The 21,349-nt window shown below is 60.1% G+C and carries 10 protein-coding genes; 4 read left to right on the forward strand and 6 right to left on the reverse strand.

Going from position 1 to position 21,349, the window contains the following annotated elements; all coding sequences use genetic code 11:
• Positions 1-54 precede the first annotated feature (54 nt).
• Genes IFT84_RS05150 through mads1 form a run of 5 tightly spaced genes read right to left on the reverse strand, consistent with a single transcriptional unit; the run spans position 55 to position 9,022 of the window.
• Positions 55-4,176, reverse strand: a complete 4,122-nt coding sequence (locus tag IFT84_RS05150) for an Eco57I restriction-modification methylase domain-containing protein (protein ID WP_192117516.1) — start codon at positions 4,174-4,176, stop codon at positions 55-57.
• Positions 4,176-7,295, reverse strand: a complete 3,120-nt coding sequence (gene drmD / locus IFT84_RS05155) for a DISARM system SNF2-like helicase DrmD (protein WP_192117517.1) — start codon at positions 7,293-7,295, stop codon at positions 4,176-4,178. Before drmD ends, IFT84_RS05150 begins: the two co-directional genes overlap by 1 nt.
• The gene (locus tag IFT84_RS05160; protein WP_197975432.1) at positions 7,292-7,717 is read right to left on the reverse strand and encodes a very short patch repair endonuclease; all 426 of its coding nucleotides are present in this window, start codon (positions 7,715-7,717) and stop codon (positions 7,292-7,294) included. Before IFT84_RS05160 ends, drmD begins: the two co-directional genes overlap by 4 nt.
• Positions 7,689-8,783 (reverse strand): DNA cytosine methyltransferase, encoded by a 1,095-nt coding sequence (locus IFT84_RS05165; protein ID WP_192117519.1) that lies wholly within the window; start codon positions 8,781-8,783, stop codon positions 7,689-7,691. The genes IFT84_RS05160 and IFT84_RS05165 overlap by 29 nt, the downstream gene beginning before the upstream one ends.
• Positions 8,780-9,022, reverse strand: coding sequence for a methylation-associated defense system helix-turn-helix domain-containing protein MAD1 (gene mads1, locus IFT84_RS05170; protein ID WP_192117520.1), 243 nt, complete (start codon positions 9,020-9,022; stop codon positions 8,780-8,782). The genes IFT84_RS05165 and mads1 overlap by 4 nt, the downstream gene beginning before the upstream one ends.
• A 251-nt stretch (positions 9,023-9,273) precedes the next feature.
• Between mads1 and IFT84_RS05175 the strand changes: the two genes are divergently transcribed.
• The 4 genes from IFT84_RS05175 to IFT84_RS05190 all read left to right on the forward strand — a co-directional run bounded on the left by IFT84_RS05175 (position 9,274) and on the right by IFT84_RS05190 (position 19,273).
• Positions 9,274-9,651: a helix-turn-helix domain-containing protein gene (locus IFT84_RS05175; protein WP_192117521.1), complete on the forward strand. Its 378-nt coding sequence runs from the start codon at positions 9,274-9,276 to the stop codon at positions 9,649-9,651.
• 727 nt (positions 9,652-10,378) lie between these two features.
• Complete coding sequence (locus IFT84_RS05180) at positions 10,379-11,464, forward strand: AAA family ATPase (RefSeq protein ID WP_192117522.1); 1,086 nt, start codon at positions 10,379-10,381, stop codon at positions 11,462-11,464.
• A 121-nt stretch (positions 11,465-11,585) separates the two neighbouring features.
• A complete protein-coding gene (locus IFT84_RS05185) occupies positions 11,586-13,817 on the forward strand; it encodes a S8 family peptidase (protein ID WP_192117523.1) in 2,232 nt (743 codons plus the stop codon).
• Between the two features lie 194 nt (positions 13,818-14,011).
• The gene (locus IFT84_RS05190; protein WP_192117524.1) at positions 14,012-19,273 is read left to right on the forward strand and encodes a sacsin N-terminal ATP-binding-like domain-containing protein; all 5,262 of its coding nucleotides are present in this window, start codon (positions 14,012-14,014) and stop codon (positions 19,271-19,273) included.
• 223 nt (positions 19,274-19,496) lie between these two features.
• Here the strand turns inward: IFT84_RS05190 and IFT84_RS05195 are convergent, their stop codons facing one another.
• Positions 19,497-20,792 carry a hypothetical protein gene (locus IFT84_RS05195; protein ID WP_192117525.1) on the reverse strand — a complete coding sequence of 432 codons (1,296 nt, stop codon included), beginning with the start codon at positions 20,790-20,792 and terminating at the stop codon, positions 19,497-19,499.
• Positions 20,793-21,349: the final 557 nt, after the last annotated feature.

A 21,349-nucleotide genomic window follows, 5' to 3' on the forward strand; every position in this document is an offset into this window, starting at 1 on the left:
GCCTTCTCCTTGAAAAAAGGGAGCACGTTGAGATCAGCCGCCATATAGGTGCGATCAATCATCAATCATCTCCATCTCGGTGATGTCGGCATTAAAGAGATCACCAACGTCATTGCCGGGTCGTTTCTTACCGGACTTTTGGTTCGTGGTTGTCTTGTGAAGTCCCGCTTCGATTTCTTTTTGATATTGATTACGGTTCATATCTGCGAAGCGATATAGCACCTCTGCGCGAGCGGCATCGGAGATGGTGAACCTTACGCGATCATTCTCAGCGAGATTTGGCTGTTCGTGATAGCCATGCCCGAGGTCTATATCGTCCCATCCGTAGGCACGTATGACTGCTGCGTCGATTTCGCGGTGCTGCTCACGAAGACGCTCTATGACGCAATCGGTGTCGGCTGCGTCGTGGAAACGGTTATAGAGCTTTGTGAGACCGATGGGTTTGGCCGGATCGGTCATCAGTTCGTGACGCGATTGGAGGTATTCACGGCCGAGTCCTTCGAAACGAATGATTTCGGAGGGCTCCAAGAAAGGAAAGGTCTCGACCGCGTCGGACGGTGAGAAATTTAGGTCAAGCTTCATCCGGGAAGACTGTTTCCAAACCCAAGCATCCACTGGGGATGAATTGAAGATTGCCGCGAGCGCGTAGGGTTCTGCCACGGAGAAGACTACGCACTTTTCGTGGAAGATAACGTCATTTGGCACCACCGATGGATTGAAATATTTGCCAACACGTCCCGCCACGAGGACGAGTTGGAGCGGCTTTGCTTGTGAATTCCAGCCCGTTGGATGTTGGTCGAAATGGTGACCGCGACCGACCGCATGATAGAGACCGGGGCGCTTATCACCGAAGTGCCACCATCGCTGGGGTAGCGGTTTGCGAAGGACGAACTCACCTTTCTGATTGAGGCGTTGACGTTCTGGTCTTACCCGATCTTCGATCCATTGCCACGGCAACTCATATTGATGCGCGCGCTCCTCCGACCAGTCCCAAAAGCTGATGACCCATCGCGTGGGGCGCTGCTCTGGACCTGATTTGAGATCGTCTCCGTCGAGATAAGGCAGGACTACATCAGCATTTTTAGGGTCGGCGTTCAGCATCCTCTCTGCTTCGTCGGGCGAAAGTACGAAGCCCATGCCGACAACGACTGAGCCTTGATAGCTAACGCCCTCGCTAGCTTTTAGCCGCTGTGGACTCCACTCCTCGCGATCGGATAAAAAGGCCGAAATGAAGGAAGCTGGTCGCCCATGTAACGTGCGCGTCCCCCGCCATTCGCCCTTGTGGATATGCACCCTACTGGTGACGACTGCCGCCTTTCCAGGCCAAGGCTCGTTCGGATAGGCGGCATGGATGACAGCATCCGTGCGGATCATAGCCTCCAAACCAACCTGTCGCGTATCACCCTCCGCGATGGTGTTGACCGCAAGGAGCCCGAAACCGCCTCCGACGCGTAACAGTGAATAAGCGCGTAGGAAAAAGTACGCCACCAGGTCAGCTGACCCACTGCGCCTCTCGGCAATATGCTCCACGAGCCAATTTCGATATACGGTGCCAGCTACGCCGGTGATCCTTTTCCCGCCGAGGAACGGCGGATTACCGATGAAGGCATCAAAACCACCGGGCTCCCGTAGAAATACTTCCGGGAATTCGAGCGGCCAGTGAAAAGGGCGTCGTACAGCCCCGTCTGGAGAATCATTCACGAGATCGATCTTTGCCTGCTGCAACAGGCGAGCCCGTGCATTCGCATCACCGCCTGCGGCCTCATCGGCCATGGTCGCCAGCGCCGTAGTTCTCACGGCCCGGTCATTGGCGAGGGCGATGCCAACGTGGGCATCAGCGATCAGCTCTGGTAGAGCCAATTCGTTGCGCGATTGAGCGTCGAGCGCGACCATCGCCTCGACGTCGCGGATGTCGCGAATGGGTATTGAGCGAAGCTGGCCGCGGAGCACGAGCGCCTTATCGACGGCCGACCGGATGGTCCGGCCGAAAAGGCGAAGCTGCGCGTTGCCCTTCGTCTTCATGTCTAAGTTGATGAGTTGGTCAAGATCGTGGATGCCGAGAAGGCTGTCGCCGCTCCGCAGGTTGTGATCAAGGAAACCGAAAGGCCGCCCCTTAGCGAGCGTGGTCAGCCAGAGCGACAGCTTGGCGAGTTCAACAGCGAGCGGGTTCTTGTCTACGCCGTAGAGGCAACGCTCGGCGATCAGACGGCGCGCGAGGATGGCGCGCTCTTCGGTAGCGCGCGACAGCGGCTCGAATCCGGCCGGGTCATCGGCGGTGCGGATGATACCTTCAGCGTCGATCTGGCTGCCCGCCGCTTCCATATCAGACCAGGCTTCCACCAGCCGGTCGGCGAGCCAGCGGCAAGCCTGCACGAGGAACGCGCCCGATCCCATCGCGGGATCGCAGACCTTGAGGTCGAGGAGGTCTTGGGCGCTCTTGAGCTTCCAATCCGCGCGTGCGGCTCCTTCGGCTGGACCGCCGTAGACGATCGGGACCAGCGTCTCCTCGACAATCTTCTCGGTCAGGCTTTTGGGCGTGTAGTGCGTTCCACTCTCGCGCCGGTCGGCGCCGAGGACGACGACGAAAGCGCCAGCGTGATGGACCAGAGGGTATCCCCACGGGTCCGTCCGTAGGAGCTCGGCATAGCGCAGGATGCGATCACGCAAGGCCACGTCGCCACGGCAGACGGTGAGCAGCCGCGCCGTCACGCGCTCGTCCGGTTCTCGGCCGATGGCGTTGCGGATGGCGGACTCGGAACGCTCGCTCCGTTCCTTAAGAAGGTCGACGACCTTAGCGGCGCCGTCGAGGTGCGCGGACTCTAATTCGCCGAGCGAGACGCGGGCATTCTTGGCCTTGGCCGATCCTTCGAGTTCGAGCGTCACGTCATCGACCCGCTGGACCATGCGTTCGAGGAGACCCTCATAAACGTGACCGATCTGCTCCACGTCGAGCGCACGATAGGACAGCGTGCGCCCCTCGAAGGTCTGGATAGCCTCCAGCAGAAGTAGGACCGTGCGGTCGTCGATCGGCAGGGGCTCGGCGGGATCGCTCCGCCAGTTCGTGCCCCTTTTGCGGCCTTCGAGGAAGGGATAGCGATCCGGGTCGAAGAGCGAGCCGCCCATCGCCGGCAGCCGCAGCAGAGGATGGTCGATGCCGCCATAGACTCCACGGAACAGGGCGAGCAGCCGCGACCATGCCGAGCGGCGGCGCTCGAGTATCTCCTCGGTATCGGCGCGCAACTGCATACGCAGGCTGGAGAGCGCATAGAAGGCGTCGTAGCGGGGATCGCCGAGCAGGAGCAGGCCGCGCTCTTCCGCTGCCAGCAGGAACACCAGCCGCATCATGACTGTGAGGCCGGCCTCGTAGAGTTCCTTCGGATCGACGTCGTGCAACAGATCCCTGTTGCGATCCTGGTCAGCGCGGTCGAGGGATTGGATCAGCACTTCCACGGCGCGACGGACCTGTTCGCCGAGCGCCTCGGTCACGTCATCCTGATGCTTAAGCGACCGCTCGAACAGCACCGGCAGCCTTTCAGCTTCGGGCCCGAAAAAGCGACGAACCCCGAGCAGGCTGACGAAAGCGCGGAGCGTTTCAGGCTCCTGGCCCCAAAGACGGGCATACCAACTGGCGAAACTCGTGACCGTGCCGGCTGGTGCGTGAAGCAGCATCCAGCGTTCGCCGTTGGTAATGAGACCGACCGGGCATCCGACGGCGCGGAGCAGCGCCACCATGCGGTCGCCCGGTGTGGTGACCAGCCCGCCGTAGTTCCGGGTGGTGTCGAGATCGGTGTCGGGATCGTAGGTCTGGACGAGCAATAGGGCGGCGTCGCCCTGGGTCGGATTAACGATCGCTAAGTCGGGCGTGATCGTGGCGCCGTGCTCGGGCAGCGATATCGTCAGCGACGTCGGCAAAGTAGCTGCCCGACGCAAAACTTGATCGTCCACCTCCAAAGCGGTCTGGAGAACCTCGTCGATCCAGGCCGTATGAATAGCGGGTAGGTCGACATCGTCCGCATCGACGGCATCACGCCATTCGTCATAGGCGGCGCGCAGCCGCTGCGGGCGGCCGGAGGTCAGGGCTTCCAATCCTTGGGGAAGCACCTCCCGCAGCACGGGCACTGCAAGGAACGGTCCCGAGACCTCAATGAGGTTGAGCCATTCTTGGTTGGTGCTCATTAAGGCTTCCCCTTCGTCAAGGACTGGGGCACGAGCAGGATGACAGCGACGGGAAAGGTGTGATCCCGGACATTGGAATACCTGTTCTCGATGGCACGCACCTCTTGCTCCCGTTCCAGCGGAATACGGGCGAGCCGCGCTTCGAGGGCGGCATGATCCCTTCGGAGCTGAGTGCGCTCGTCCTCGGAGAAGAGCGAGAGCTGTTGCGGCTCTCGGTCGGCGACGAGTTCGGCCCGCAAAGCCTTGTCGAGATCGTCGAGGACCTGCCGGATGTCGTCGATCTCCCGTTCTTTACGCGTGTCGATCGAATTGGACAGGAAGCGCAGGCGGTCCTTGGAGCGCGCATCGACCGCTCCCAACACCGAGTCGCGCTGTTTGTCGAAGCGGGTGCGCAGCGCAGCGAAGGTCGTATCGGGCAGGACGGCCGGAGCGGAATCTTCAAGCCATCGTCGTACCTCCGTCACGCGGTCTTCGCGGCGAAAGCCAGCATCACGCAGATAACCGCCGGCCTCGGTGAGTTCCTCGTGCAGTCGGTGATGGCTACCACCAGTGATGACCAGTCGAGAAACTACGATGACGGCGGGGCCTTCGAGCTGACCATCGGGTAAGGAACGGGCGGAGACGCGGTGGATCTTCTTCACGTCGTCCCGCGCCCAGATTTCGGCGCGCAACAGGCGCAGGCTCATCTGGACGAGGGGATGATTGAGATGCACCAGAACGACGTCATCGCGCCCCTTTGCCACGTCGTGGTCGAACGTGATGGGGCGGACTTTCTTGGTGTAGGGATGCTCCAGCCCCTCCAGGCACCGCGTCCATGAACCGGACAGCGCCGGCATGGTGAAAACGGCCCCGTCTGGAGCACAGGGCAGAGACGCGGCCCCGAGGTCCGGTTTGTCCGAAATACGCAGAGCCGCTCTCACCGCCCGTTCGATGTGATCGGGCGTGAGATTTTGCTCGCGCTTGGTCTCTGCGAGGCGTTCGTGCAGCTTTGCGACCCGATCCCGGACATCGCGCTCGGCCCTGACGAAGCGCCGCGATTTTTCCATGCGGGCTTCGGCCAGCCGGGTATCCAGGTCGCGCCGGCGCCCCTCGATGAGGTCCGGGAGCTGCGGGGCGATGACCGGATTGACGCTCCCCATGTCGGCCCGCATGGCTTCGAGTTTCCGAAGCGCTCGCAGGATGTCCTGTCCGTGATCGCCTTCGTCATCGACTGGATGCCAGATCACCACCTCGCCGGAGCGTTGGCCGTGACGGTCGATGCGCCCGTTCCGCTGCTCCATCACATTGGGATTATACGGAATTTCCAGATGGATCATCAGGTGACAGTGGTTCTGAAGGTCGATGCCTTCGGATGCCGCGTCGGTCGCCAACAGAATTCTGACCGGCGATTCCGAAGGGCTGGCCTGGAACGCCGCCTTCACAGCCTCACGTTCGTCGTGATCCATGCCACCATAGATGAGCGCCAGCCGGTCGCCACCGAAGCCGTGCGACACGAGCGTCTCTTGCATCCACTGCTGCGTTGTTCGGTATTCGGTGAATAGGATGACCCGCTCATTCGTCCATTTACCGCCCTCCTGGAGGTGCTCGGTCAGCCATTCCAATATCGCGTGCGCCTTGGAATCCGCCTTGCGTGATGCTTGCTGCGCCCAAGAGCGCAGGCGTTCCAGCATCCGCCGCTCTTGCTCACCGGGCGGCCGGATGTGTTTGCCGGCTTCACTGAGCGCGTCGTATTCCGCCGCCTCGCGCAATGCGTCGTCGGCATAGTCTTCCTCAGTCTTCGATATGGCGCGGCGAAGGATGCGATCGTCCAGCTTGCGCCGGGTCTGGTCGGCCGACGAACGGCCTTCGGTCGTCGCTATGTGTTTTTCCAGTGTCGCTGCGAATGCGGCGGGCGACGACGCGAGGCGCTTGCGAAGCAATTGGTGAACGAACCGATCGACAGCTCGTGCGCTGCCCTCGCCACTCTCTCGCGACGATATGTAATCGCCGAGAAGATGCCGGATATGCCTTTCGTCATTTTCATATTTGATGGGGAGACCTTCGAGACGCCGCACCGGGTAAAGCCGCTTGCCGTTCGCATCCACCAGGTCGCTCTTCAGCCGCCGCACCATAACCCGAGCACGCTGGGCCTCACTCGGCAGGACGTTTCGGGCGAAGCGTTGGTCATCGAGCAGTTCGAGCAGAGCGGTGAACGACTCGGTGTAGCCGTCATGGGGCGTGGCGGTGAGAAACAGTTTGTGCTGAAAATGCGGAGCGAGCAGTCGCACCAGCCTGGTTCGGAGGCTTTCGACCGCGTAGTGTCCAACCGTGGGCGCTACGTTGTGCGCTTCGTCGATGACCAGCAGATCGAATTTTCGAGGATGATTGACAGTGGGTGGCAGCGCATCTCGGAACAGGCGCAGCCCTTCGCCCTGCTTCACCCAATCCATCGACGTGATGAGGAGAGGAAAAGAGGTCCACGGATTGGCGTGCAAGCCACGTTCACGGCGCAAGCGCTTGACGAACTCGGTATCGACGATGCGGAAATCGAGGCCGAATTTCTCCTGCATCTCCGTGCGCCACTTCTCCTGTAGGGACGCTGGACACAACACCAACACCGTGCGGGCACGATGGCGCAGGAGCATTTCCTGGATCACCAAGCCGGCTTCGATCGTCTTTCCGAGGCCGACGTCATCCGCGATGAGCAGGCTGATGCGGGCCATATCGATAGCTCGAACCAATGGGTCGAGCTGGAAGTCTTCAATGCTGACGCCGCTGCGAAAAGGCGCCTGGAGATAGGCCCTGTCCGCGTTGGTGGCGGCTCCCCATCGGACTGCATCAAGAAACGCTTGTAGGGCGGCTGGATCATCCAAGCCGGTGATGCGCGGCAAACCTGCTCGCTCTATGACGTGAGCACCGGGCTCCAACTCCCAAAGGACTTCGATTTCCTCGCCGAGGGCGTCTTCGTCGATCGACGTCAAACGGATGAGGTGGTTTTGCGGTAGGCCGGGCGCTGTCGAGCCACCGTCGACCTCCGACACGATCCATTGCCGTCGACGAGCTTCAACCAACTGACCGCACTCGGGAACGGTATGATGGGCGATCTGAGTTGCCGCACTGCTCGCATCTCTACCGATCATTGAAGCTCGCTCCCGCCTCGAACAACGTTTCCGATGCGTTCGGCTGCTTCGCCGGCGCGCTCATGCGCCCAGACGCGGATGACACGCCAGCCCAAAGCACTGAGGCGCTGGTCGGTATCAGCGTCTCGCGCGCGATTTGCTTCGATTTTATCACGCCAAAATTGCGCGTTGCTTTTTGGCCATGAGGCGTGTTGCGGGCAACCGTGCCAGAAGCAACCGTCGACAAAGATGGCGACTTTGGCACGGGGAAACACGATGTCAGCCACGCGGCGCGGCTTGGTCAGCAGGGGGACATGCAGACGATAGCGCAACCCTCTAGCGTGCAGTTCCCTGCGCAGAAAGAGTTCGGCGTCGGTACCCTTCTGCCGCACCCGAGCCATGCGGAGGCTCGCCTCATGCGACGAGGGGCTTACGCGCGACATCCGCGGCGCCTCCCTTCTTCAGTTGCTCCGACTGCGCTGCAATGCCGAGGTGAGACACGATGCTTCGCCCAATCGCCTCGCCGAGGGCGACGGGCACGGCGTTGCCGATCATCCGGCCTAACGTCTTGAAATGGGTTGAGCCACCATCCCCCACGAAGGCGTATTTCTTCGGAAACCCTTGCAGAATGGCTCCTTCTCGTAACGAGATCGCTCGGTCCTGATCGGGATGACCGAAGCGGCCATTGCCGAAGCCATAGAATTGTGTGGTGATCGTCGGAGACGGGTCTTCCCAGGTCATCCGTCCATAGACGCCCGGATAAGTGCGTCCGGTTTCTCGTTTATGGCATTCGGCGACCAGGCGCTCGGGCCAATCGCGCCAAGTCCCGCCAGGGCGGGAAGCGCGAATACGCTCCAGGTTCAAATCTGAAAGTCTGGAAGAGACATGGAAGGTGTCATCGCCGTGGAAGCTTCCCGCCCCGATGGCGGGCAGCTTCCCGATCATGTCTTTGACGGTTCGCGGCTTTTTATGGGTCGGCGAGATCAACTCGATCGGGCCGATCAAGCTCGCCAAAATGACCATACGCCGTCTGGTCTGAGGCAACCCATATTGGGTGCAATCGACGACGTTCTTCCAGACTTTATAACCCAGTCGCTCAAGGGTGGCGACGAAGTCGTCGAAGACGGCATGTTTCTCGACTAGGGGTACGTTCTCCATGGTCACGATGTCCGGGCGAACGGATTTGACGAGGCGCGCGAACTGATACAGGAGGGGCCAGCGCGGGCTGGTGAGCGTGTCATAGCGCTGGGAGTACGTGGAGAACGGCTGACATGGAGCGCACCCTGCCAGGATCCGAATCTTCGCGTCGCCGTACAGCTTGTTCAACTCCGCTGGCTTTACGCTTTTGATATCTTTGGTAAGAAAGAGTGCGCCATTGTTGGTCTCGAATGGATAGCGGCATGCCGTATCGACATCAATGCCTGCAACAACTGGGACACCTGCCCGGATGAGGCCATGCGTCAAGCCGCCCGCGCCGCAGAACAGATCAATGCAGGCGATATCGCTCATTTCTTACCCCTCTTTGCGGGCCCTTTGCTGCTCTGTGGATTGCTCACCGTATGCTCATTACCCTCTTCGGAAGCTTTGCCAGCCCTTACCCATGAATCAACCTCATCCGACTTGAACTTCCAAAGCCTTCCGACCTTATGAGCCGGCATATCTCTCTTGGTTATCCATCCGTAAACCGTGTCTTTGCTGACTCCCAGATAGCCGGCGATCTCTTCGACGGACATCCAGCGATCGGACATGAGGCGCACCCTTTCTCCGCTCGACGCGAACAGCGTGAACTATTTCACCGATGCAAGCTTTAGTAAAGCTGGTTTAGTCTGATCTACACGGATCTAGTCCGGAATTCGCCGGCTTCGTAGACGCTTTGTCGGGGAGGCTGGCGCGATCGGTTAAGCACTGGCAAGGCTCGACATCCAACGCTTGCTGAACATAAAAAATCATCATATATGACACGTTAACGCTTCAAACTAACCATATATGGTTGATTGTCATGGGATCGCCGAAATCAAGGGTCGCCGTCGAAAGGCTTGGACGCGATGTCCGCGGCGCTCGCTTGCGGCGCGGCATCACCGTGGCTGATCTGGCAGTGCGCGCGGGCACGTCGCCGAGCAGCGTAGCGCGTTTGGAAAAGGGAGATCTCGGTGTCGGGATCGGCACGCTCGCGGATATCCTGGTTGTGCTTGGTATAGTGGATCGGTTGGCGGACCTGATCGATATCCGCAAGGATGATCTTGGGCTGGCGTTGACCGCCGCCCGCCAACCCCGTCGCGGGCGGTCTTTTGCGACCACACTGCGCAGACAAAAGGCTAAGGGGAAGACGGCACAGGATGACCCGGATGTCGTCGATCCGGATGGCGCATCGTTCTAACGCCCGACTTCAACGCCATGTAGTTCTCGGCTAGAACTTGCCACCCCGTTGGCCAATTGCTCTCCCGTATCCTGAGCCGCGCCTGTATTGGTCTTTGCCGATGATCCAGTTGGCCTGATCATTTTCAACCAGCAACGCTGTGCCTCAAGGCCAGCCTGGATGGTTCGCATAGAGCCGGTCGCGCCATAGGATGGCATACGCCCACGATGCGTGATATGGTTCGCTGACGGTACTTTTCGAGGCACAGCCCGTTGCGACGCTGGGCGTGCTGAGGTCTAAAATCAACCGATTGACTCCGATAGTCGGCGAAACCTCAAAAATATTTTTTCGGCGATTTTCCCTTTAAAATCAAAAGCGTATCTTTTTGACGGCCTCGGTGTCGGAATATTCTCGCCGCCATAAAAAATTTACGAGCAATTTCAATTGGTTATATGTTGTTTGAACAATCGAGTGGGCCGGCCGGGAGGACAGTCGGCGGCCATGGGGCAGTTTCGGCGGTTTGGCGCGCCGCTGTTGTCATTTCTGATATCATGATTTTCCAAAGGCGGCGCTCAACCGTAGGCAGGTCGATGCAGCCGCGGATGGGAGCGGCGTATGAAGGTCGACAAATGTGGTTGAACATCGCCATAACAGGGCATCGCTCTCTTCCATTAACGTTTCATAGATATAAAGTCATCGTCGGTAGTATCTACGCAAATCGACTCGGGGCAGTGAAAGTCGCAGTAACATGGCATCGGCACAGCAACTGATAGGGCTCGTCAAGAGTCATGCTGAAGGCGACGAAGAACGCTTCTTCGATCTCGCCATGCAGCTTGCTGCTGCTGAAGACCAGAAAGGGCATACAAGACTTGCCGAGCAGTTGCGACAATGGGCAGAGGTTACGCGGACGCCGCCTAGGTCTGCCGCGGCAAAGCCCACGCCATTGGCGGCGCCACGCGGTGATCTTGCTGGTTTCCTTGATGCGAGCTACCCCTCCACGCGGCTCAATGACGTCATTCTGCCGTTCCACCTAGAGGACGAGCTCAGACATATCGTCACCGAAACTCGCATGCGGGAGCGGCTGGAGGAAAAGGGATTGCGGCCTCGTCGACGGCTCCTGTTCGCCGGCCCCCCAGGGACCGGCAAGACCTTGAGTGCGGCTGCATTGGCTGGCGAGCTGCGGTTCCCCCTTTTTACCGTGCTGCTGCATGGGTTGATCACAAAATTCATGGGCGAGACTGCCCAGAAGCTGCGCATGATCTTTGATGCAGTCCGCGCGACGCGAGGCGTGTACCTATTCGACGAGATTGACGCCCTTGCCGCAGCAAGGGGCTCTGAAAACGATATAGGTGAGGCGCGACGCATCCTGAACTCGTTCCTGCAATTCCTTGATGAGGACACCGGTCCGTCGATCATTGTCGCCACCACCAATCTTCCGGAAATTCTGGACCGGGCAGTGCTGCGTCGCTTCGACCTAGTGCTGCCTTACGAGATGCCCAAGGGTGCGGCGATTGAAAAGGCGCTGCGCCGCCGGTTGACCGGTTTCGACGCCAAAGATGTCGATTGGGCGAACGTCGCGCACCAAGCCGAGGGATTGTCGACCGCCGATGTCGTCGCCGCCGCGGAGGACGCAGCAAGACGAGCGGTATTGGCCCATAAGGAGAGCATCGAGACAACATCCCTCGTCGCATCCCTGGATCGCCGCCGCTCGTTGCATGGAATAGGGGGAATGGGCGGGGATGCCGAGGGATCGCGAACACTTTATTCTGCAAGGTCTGGGAAAAAACCAGGTATTCAAGGCCAAGGGCGGCGGGTCGCCAAAAAGACCAAATGACGTCGCCAACCGCGCCGCCCATGCTCAGGCTCTCCTCCAAGCGCTAGATCATCTCCCGAACGTAGCAGCCGAGGCCCGGCCCGGGCTCTACCTTAACGTCGAGGGGCGGCCGGGAGAGGTGATGGTGACGTCCGGCCTCGACGCCAGCGGCCTGACGCTCCTCAAGGTGCAGCCGGCAGCAGGTGAGCAGCAGGCGGCGCGCGCGACGGTGTTTGCCTCCGGAGATGGCATCGACAAACTTCGGCAGAAAGTCACTGACTTTGGCGAGAAGAACCGGATCAAGAAGGATGGAGCGGAAGGCCGGCCCTACAACGCCGATCTCGTTCAGAGCATCGGCGCGATCGTCGAAGCAGGCTTGCGGGCGCTGTGGCGTAGCCCCCATCAGAAGTTTCCCGAGGGCAATGACGCGCGGCCCTGGGAGATCTGGCTCGACAAGGAGGCAGCGGCCGGTTTCATTGCCGGCGCTCCCGAATATGGCGTTGCCATCAGCGCCGATCGCCTTGAATTTCCCGAAGACGTCGTCGTCATCGGCACGGCGACAAGCGACGCGTTGGCCTTGGCAGTGCGCCGGCTAGGAGGTGTTCGTGCGCTGGCTGCTCCCACCGTCACGGCGGACTACTTCGATGCGCTTGAAATTGAGGAGCAGGTTGAATGGGTGGCTGACGTCGTCGGCAGGGCGACGTTCGACGGCGGCGGTGATCCCGGTTACATCACCCTACTCGACCGCGGCGTCAGTAGGGCGCATCCGCTGATCGCGCCGGCTCTTGCCATCCCCGACCGCCACGCGGCAGAGCCGGCATGGGGGCTGGAAGATGCCGTGGGCCACGGTACCCAGCTCGCCGGCCTGGCCCTCTTCGGCGACCTCACAACGGCAGTGCAGACGATGAACCCGATTCAGATTCGGCACCGGCTGGAATCCGCCAAGATCATTCCGGATGCCGGACACAATCCCCATCATCTTCTCGGCGCGGTGACGCGCAAGGGCATCAATGCCGTTGAGATCACCGGCGACCGGCGACGCACGTTCACGCTGGCGACCACCACAGAGGACGATAGCCCGCACGATGGGGCGCCCACGTCATGGTCGAGCGAGGTCGACCAGTTGGCCTCCGGCGTGTCCGGCGACAAGAAGATCAAGCGTCTGGTCCTCGTGTCTGCCGGCAACACCAACCAGAACCAGTTCGACAACAACGATTACCTGTCGGTTTGCGATCTTCCCGACAACGAGGTGGAATCGCCCGCTCACGCTTGGAACGCGATCTGCGTCGGAGCCTATACCGAGAAGAATGTGCTCCCAGCCGGAGAGGTCGGTTTGCCGCTGGCGCCAGTTGGCGACCTCGCCCCGTCTTCGCGGACGGCCAGCTGGTCATCGCACTGGCCGCTGAAGCCCGACGTGGTATTAGAAGGCGGCAACTGGCTGGTGGACGGCGCCCCCCCGCCGATGAAGCACCCGGCGTTGTCGCTTCTTACCACCGATCACCAGTACCCGCAGCGCGCCTTCACGACCACAGGCGAGACGAGCGGCGCCACGGCGCTCGCCGCGCGCGCCGTGAGCGAGATTTGGTCGGACTATCCCGGCCTCTGGCCGGAAACCATCCGCGCCCTGTTCGTGTCGTCCGCCCGCTGGACACCTCAGATGAGGAGCCATCTCCCGGCCAACCCGGCAAAGGGAGACTATGCGCCGCTGTTCAAACGCTATGGCTACGGCGTTCCCGATCTCGACCGCGCGCGCCGGAGCGCCTCCAATGCCCTGACCCTTATCGTGCAGGATACGATCAAGCCTTACCGGAAGTCGGACAAACCGTCGGCCCAGCATGTCCACAACGAGATGAAAGTGTTTCAGCTGCCCTGGCCGGTGGAAGAATTGCGGAAGCTGGTTGACGCCCCGGTGAAACTGCGCGTTGCGCTCAGCACCTTCATCGAGCCGAACCCGTCGGAGCCGGCGCGCGGTTCGAAATTCCGATATGCCTCGCACAATCTGCGCTTCAAGCTGAACCGGCCGAACGAGAACCAGGCCGCATTCCTGGCACGCATCAGCAAGGCGGCCGAACAACCGGATGGTCCAGCTGTGGATGAAGACGACAACTGGACCTTTGGTCGTAATCGCAGGGATGTCGGATCGCTGCACATCGACGAACTGGAGTGCCCGGCATCCGATCTGGCGCGTCGCAATCTCCTTGCGGTGCATCCTGTGGCCGGCTGGTGGAAAACCAAGACCGTTGCCGATCCGCAGGATCTTGCCGCTCGCTTTGCGCTGATCGTCGAGATCGACGCCGGCGAGAGCAACGCAGAGCTCTATGCGGAGGTCCAGGCAACCATCGAGATCTTCAACGCCGTTGAGAACTTGGTGTGAGGCGTCGGCGGGCTGCACGCGTCGCTCGCGGCGACATCGCGGGCCATCATATTCCCGCGCCACGTCCTCCAGCGGTTGTAGATAATGGTTATCCGTCCCATCGGAAAAGCCCGCTCCGTATGAAAGAAGGACCGCCGCATCCGCCGAGTCGCTGAGCGACATGGCCACAATAAGCGACGTCGAAAGAAATGCAGATGCTGGATCATTCAAGCAAGAACACTATGGTTCGATCACCGTCAGAGCATATCCGGGCCGAAACGCTTCGCCGTATCCAGCATTTTCTGTCGGATCCCTCATTGTCCGTCTATCCGGACCTGAAGGGCATGTGCGAGCGCGTGTCGGACAGCTATCGCGACCGCGTCATTATCGAACTCCTCCAGAATGCTCACGACGCCCATCCGAGCACATCAAGCGATGGTCGGATAAAGTTTGTTTTGGATATGAGCGAGGAGTCGCACGGCACCTTGTACGTGGCCAATGATGGCGCCGGCTTCACGCGCGACAACTTCGATGCACTGTGCAGTCCCACTCGAACCACCAAGGACGTGAACGAGGCCATCGGGAACAAAGGGGTCGGCTTTCTCAGCGTCTTTCAAGTGTGCGCCCATCCGGAAATCTTCTCAAGACTGAGCCCTGAATCACCTAATTTTGATGGTTTCTGCTTTCAGTTCGCGGATGATCCTACGCTCACACGGTTCCTTGAAGCCGAACAGCTTGGCGACACCGCCGCGCTCGTCATCGCGAGCATGCCGCGCGTGTACCTCGGGTGCCCCGCCAGTGCCTCGAACGTTACGGTCGAGGAACTGGCGAAGGACGGTTACGCCACCGTCGTGCGGCTGCCTTTCAAAAGCGCCGAGGCGGCGGAGTCCGTTGCCGCGCAGCTCGGCAATCTTGCGGAGGAAAGGCCTCCAGTTCAGCTCTTTCTCACGCGCGTCACCACGTTGTCGGTCGAACGACGCGGCTGCGATCCCGTATTCAACACGCTGACACGGACGTCACAGTTTATCCACGACGAGCATGATCTCCGCCTCATGATCGTCTCCTGCGGTAACCGTAGCTATGCGGTGGTTGAACGAACTGTTCCATACGCTGCGGTCATCGACGTTATCCAGCGAGACGTCATGGCCGAGAAGATGCCCGAAGCCTGGCTGAAGTGGACGGGCGACGCCGTCGTCTCGGTCGCCGTTGCTGCCGACGGAGCTCCGTTGGATGGGCGGCTCTATAATTTTCTCCCCATGGGGTCCGATGCGGGCAAACCCTTCCCCGGATATCTCGACGCGCCGTTCCTCGCCAGCCTCAACCGGCTGACACTCCAGAGCGGCGTCGAGCTGAATCAGATGTTCCTTGCCGTCGCTCGCGACGCAGCCCTTGCCGGGGCGCGACTGGCGAAGACGAAACTTGCACACGCACAGGCTCGGCAGGTCGTGCTGGATCTCCTGATGTGGAAGGGGTCGGAACGAGACGAGATCCGCGAGAAAATATTCTCGTCTCGTGATGCGCTTCTACCTTCGGTATCTAGCACTCGCGCACCAGAAGGCTGGGCATCTTTCGCCGATGCGAGGGCATGGCCCGCCGACGAGTTCATCACTCCTCCCCTGGCGGCGAGAACGGCGCCATTTCCTCTGCTGGACCCATACATCGACGCGGATCGACTTGGATTGCTCGAGCAATTCTTGGCCGGGAAACGACTGCTTCGCTGCACAAACGAGGAGCGGGCAGAAGTCGTGGAGGGAGTCGCGGCTGATCTTGCCAGGCGGAAGACGTCGATCGAGCGGTGGAACCGGTTCTATGCCTCCGTTCGGGCGCTCTTCAAGGATACGGGTGAGGCGTTGCATGGCCGCAGATTGCTGCTTACCGCCCGGCGCGAGCTCGATCTCACGGATGCGCCAGCACGCGCCCGCGGCAAGCGGCGCCGTCTGAGCGCGGTCTTCCTGCCGCCCTTGCGCGACGCCGAGAGCGCCGAAGCCTTGAAGAGCCTGCCCCGAAACGTTCAACGCCGCATCGCCTACTTGCATCCAGACCTAGAGCTTTCCCGAGACGGAACCAGCTTGGCGCGCCGGTTCTTCGTGGGCAATGGGCTCCTGCGCGAATATGAAAGCCGCGAAATTCTTCGGTTGTTGGCGAATGCAATTTCGGTGCCGGGGGAGACGCGGGATCCCGATGGTCTGCGGTGGCAGGCCCTCACCGCAATGATGCGGATCGTGGTCGGGGAGGATACCGCAGACGCAATCGTGGCCGAGCTCAACGTGCATGTTCCGACGCGCCAAGGTTGGTCGCGTGCAAATGTTGCCTATCTCGGCGACATCTGGGCACGAAAGAGCGGCGGCGGGCTCGAACGGCTCTTAGACCGGGTAGCCGGGATTTCCACCGAGTTGGATAGCCATGCAGAACGGGTCCTTCGTCGCTATGCCGACTGGCCGGTCGCATCGGGAGATCGAGATGGCTGGGAAGCGTTCCTGCGCAAGGCTGGCGTGTCCGACACGCTTCGGCCGGTCCCAGCTCTGTCGGGAAGTACTCCCCGCGCATGGCCGCACGCGCTGGCCTCGACGCTGGCTGTCCGTGCGGCCCTGCCCGAAGATCAGACCGAATGCTGGAAAGCTCTGATGGGGCCGGGGAACAACCTAGCCAATCCGCAGACGATCTACACCGCGAGCGGTGCGATGCGCGCTCCAGGACAACTGGATTTTGACGCGTTGGCCCCGGTTGCTGGTCCGGACTATGCGAGAGAGATCATTCGCATGATCGAGCGGTCACCGGAAGTGCTCCGTATGACCGTGTTCAAACCGGATCATCCGCACGCACCAGATCGCAGGCAATGGCCGTCGCCGCTGGCTGCCTTTGTGCGAGGTGTGGCATGGGTTCCTCTGTCGCAGGGAAGTCTCGAGCGGCTGCAAGCCTCGTGGTTGCCCGGCACCGAGACAAGAACGCCGCCGCCCTTCTTGCCAATCGTCTCGCCCGACCTTCGCGATGTCTTGTCCCGATCTGAACTCGCGACCGCCGAACTGCGAGACGCCGGACTGTCGGAATATGGCAATCGCAGCTGCGCATGGCGCTTTCTATCCGTGTCTGGTGCTCTCATCGATCGTGCCGCTCATCAGGTCGACAAGGAGCGGATCTATTCCGCTACTCAGGACGCTTGGCAGCAGGCGGACCTCCAACAACCTCCACCGGCGCAGCTTGGTTTGCTGGGGCGTGTCAACGGCGACGTGACGGTTGCATCGCCTGATCTACCCAACGCGCCAGGCATTGTCGTTTCAGATGGAGATGACCGCCAACTCTTTGCCGCGACGGCACAATTCGGCCCCGGAACGCTCGTTGTCGAGCCGCCACCGAATCGCGCTGGCGAGGTGGGCGCCTATTTGGCGACGCGCTTTCCAGATAGGGTCCGTCGGGCCTCGGCGATCCAGGCAAGCTTCGAGTCTGGCGGCGAACCAATCCGGTTCAACCCTGGCGAACCCTTGATCGAAGACATACTGGGAGATGTGATCCGAGAGATCGTTGTTCTCACGCAGCGTTATCGCAACAGCCTTTATCGAGGACCGATCGAACAGGTTCTCGAACGACTTTCCCAACTGCGCATCCGCTTCCTGGACGACCTTTCGATCCGGGCAGGGACGATAGTGGACCCCGTCCCGATGTTCGCCTCTCGCGCCGTGCTTCACAAAGACGACGACGGGCAGACGGTGCTTTGTCATAGTGAGCTCAAGGAAAGCGGCCGGCTGCTTGTCGCGATCGCCGAGCCCCTCGGAGAGGCGCTCGGCAGTCGCCGCTTTATTGGCGAGCCCATTCTCGCCTTCGCTGCGCAGTTGGGACCAGATGCGCTCGCCTCAAGCCATGAGGACTATGCTGCGGTTCTGAATATGCCCGTCGAGGTTGTCGGCCGCGTCCTCGGTGCTTCTCGCGCATCGATCGGCAACCTGCTCAGGACGCTACGGCCATTCGTCGCGCTGTTTGCCGGGCAGGATGCTGCCGCCGATTTTGTAACCGGTCGTGGACTCCATAGCGAAGACGACGTCAGAGCCGCCCTGACAGCACTGGCGCACCTGTTGCCGGTGGAGCCAGACAGCTTGGTCAATCGATGCCGTGAGGCGGCGGAGATTGAACCCGTAGCGATCGCGCTCGAGGTGAATCTCACCCGGCTCAACGCAGCGCTAGAAAGTCTAGGACCGCCCTACACACCGCTCGATCTCACGGACCGACATCAAGCGACGCTGTCGGCTTTCTTGACCCGAAAAGACAGGTTCATCCGTGAAAGCGTGCGCGCGTCGTTCAGACCGATGTTCGCTTCCGGCGACGACCTCAGCAAGTATGTGCAAATCCGCGACGCGGCGCTTCCGACCCTTCCTGAGGACTTCGGTCGGACCGCTATCAGTCTCGACCAAGATGTGATGCAGGGCTGGCTCGATCGCTGGATGGCAGCAAACGGTGTCGTTTCGGTCGCCGACCTCCCCGAGGGCCGTGAAGCGATAGATGCTGCCCGCGAACACAATCAGCGACAACTCCGCTTCTGGGCCTCGCGGTTTCGCGAGGCCGTGCTGATCCGGCTCGAACAGGAGAGCCCGCTGCGCCAGCAATGGCTTTCACTCGCCGATGTCGAAGGCAATCTTGTAAAGGCTGCCTCGTTGGAAGGGTGGCTGGACTTTGACAGGCTGACAGAAGCTGCTGCACTTGGCTGGATGTCGCGCAGTGGAATGTGGCCGCTGAATTGGCCGCTGTCGCTTGATGCCATTGGGCTATCCGAGGCGGAACGCTCCAAGTTCGCCCGTGACGAACAGACGGCCCGCAACGCAGCGGTAACACGCCGCCGAACGATCGAGCACAGTGGTGGTGTTTTCACAGTTGGTGTCGATACGCTCGGCACGCTCGCAAACCAGATCGCGAGCCGGGTTGCGCAGAACGCGGCCCTCTTGGCGACGTCGACGCGCACGGCGCGCGGCACCCCGATCGCGATCCGGACGTCGAGCGGTGGCGGCGGTGGCGGGGGTGGAATGCCGAGGCTTTCCGACGACGAACGCGAAGTCATTGGATTCTTCGGCGAAGCCATCGCGTTCAACTGGCTGAAGCAACGCTTTGGTGCCAAACGCGTCGTCGACGAAAATGCCTGGAAATCCGGCTATCGGCAGCACATCTGCGGTGAGAAGGGCAATGACGGTCTGGGGTATGACTTTGAAGTGGCGAACGGTGGAACACATTGGTTTTTCGAGGTGAAAGCAACGAAACTGATCGAGCCTCAGGCTAGGCAGACCATCGAACTTGGATCGAGCGAGATTGCGCATGCCGAGTCATGCAAGGCGGACAAGCGGTTTCGATATCGTATTCTTTACGTCATGAATGCGCTGCAGCCCGAACGAGCATCAATATTTCCATTGCCTAACCCACGCAGTAGGGCCGGTCTTGCCTTTTTTGCCGAGCCGGAGAGCACGGGCGTGCGATTGATCTTTCCCCTGGCGCGCTAGTGACCGACCGGCCCGCCTAAGTGTGGTCGGGATCGTGTCTCGCAGGCAATGGCGAGTATAAACGCGCAACTTTTGGCAACCGCAGCAAAATCTGGAATATCGGGAACGAACTGGCCAAACCGGCTGCCGGTCGCAAGATACCGACCGAAACCGAAAAGTCTGCCGGGTGTCCCCATTCCAGCCATGCCATGCGTTCGTCGCTACCTCTAACTCATGCGGACTATCACGCGTCACCCGCCTGATCTTCATCAACCAGTGCCCCGGCGCTCGCCCATTCTAGCGGGGAGCACGTGGTGGCCAACTCCTGTTCATCATCTATCAGCCAAAGTTGAAGGCTTATGGGAGGAAAATAGCCGTAGTAGCCACTGCCGCCATCGTCCTCCTTTTCGCGATCTGGCTCGGCAAAGTCGACCTTGGATGAGTGTGCCGAAATATCGAGGAAATGTGGACTGATCAGGGCGTCGATCTGTTTCAGACGCTGCCGGACCCAAGTCGTCATTGCGCTCACTCTTGCGGCATCCTCGGACGTCGTCTTTTCGAGATGTGTCAGCACCGCGGTCAGCTTGTCCCGTTGGGTCAGTTGCTCATGAACCGCGTCCACAAACTCCATGCGGCGCTTCTCGCGGCTGTTGAACGCCTCTTCACGCTGGCGTCGAACTTCGGCCTCTCGGTGGAGGCGTTCCCGCTCGTCGGATTCTCTCCTGCGCTCACTAATGTACGCGGCGTGCCCGACGAAACCTGCCAATATGTCCGGCAACATGCTTTCCAGGGCTTGTGTCTTTCCGTCTGAGTAAGTGCGGCGAAGACCTGAATATGGGTTGGCGTGAATAACGATGGCGAGCCGGCCGGATGGAACTTGGTCGTACTTGGGCCACGGGTCGGTTCTGTAGCCCCAGCGCATCCGTTCATCACGCTGCTTCAACTCGGCAGGTGTTGGTTGATGCAAGGTCTTCTCAGGCTGTTCCTCCAGGCCGAACGCAATTGATTCATTCTCGACAATGAGCACCAACCCGTCCTCGGTTGCCTTGGGCAAATGGCCTTGGGTTTCCGCAAGAGCGAACAACTGGCTTAGGACCCGAATTCCCCGTTCAATGGAAGCCGGAGCAATTTTGAGCGAGAGAACGCCTTTCGACCGGACCGCGGCGAATCCCTGGTCGTCAGGACGCGCTTTCGATATCGCGCGTCTTGTGGCAGCGAGACACGGCGGTTCAGCGATGGTCCGCGTCGGTTCCGATGCAGGGACCAAAAGCGGCTTAGCCGCGGCATGCTTGTGGAGCCTATCTCTAGCTCTCTCCTTGGCTTCGCGGACCGACGGAGACAGATGCTGCTCCGAACTTCCTGATATCCTCACCGTTGCCAAGTTTGGTTCGGTCAGTGGCGGTAGTGCTTCCTTGGTGACCCGCTTGCCGTATTCCAGCTTTGCCCAGTACCCACGTTCCGGTGTTGGAATGTGGTGGCGATCGCAGGTCTTCTTCAACGCCGTACCCGTAACACCGTAATCTGCGGCAACTTTGGTCATGGGTTTGGACCAAACCTGCTCGTAAAGCTCTTCCCGAGAAACTGTCTTCACCCTCTCAACCTTTGTCGTCCATGCAATGTGCTCGGTCCCAACCCGCCATCCCGGCGATCCAGGATCGAGGTGGGTATATTGATTTTGCCGGTTTTGACGGTACTTTATCGGGGCGCAAGGTTCGACATTTGTCGTCTACGCCTCACCGCGAAACGGCCGATAGATGCCGATAGTTCACAGAATTTTTTCTGTTGTGAAATTCCAAAAAAAACCAGCAAAATCAAGAGGCTAACATTCTGACGGGTCTGGTCACGGCGCTGGGAGCCGAAAAGGAAATTTTCTGTAAGGAAATCAATTCCTTAGGGTGGAAAAAATATTAGAGTGGGAATGATTTAAATCGGAGATTATCTGACCTCCCCCAGCAATTTGAGCGAGTTTTGTGCATTACTGCTTCGGTTTTGTTTTATTCTGCTGACGATGCGGTTTGCAGGCATTTTGCGGTTCACCGCACTGCGCTTGCAGGTGGTTCACGAACTAATCTGAGTAATCAGTTGTCCGTAGGCCAA

It is taken from the genome of Rhizobium sp. CFBP 8762 (assembly GCF_014841565.1).
Classification (GTDB): Bacteria; Pseudomonadota; Alphaproteobacteria; order Rhizobiales; family Rhizobiaceae; genus CFBP-8762.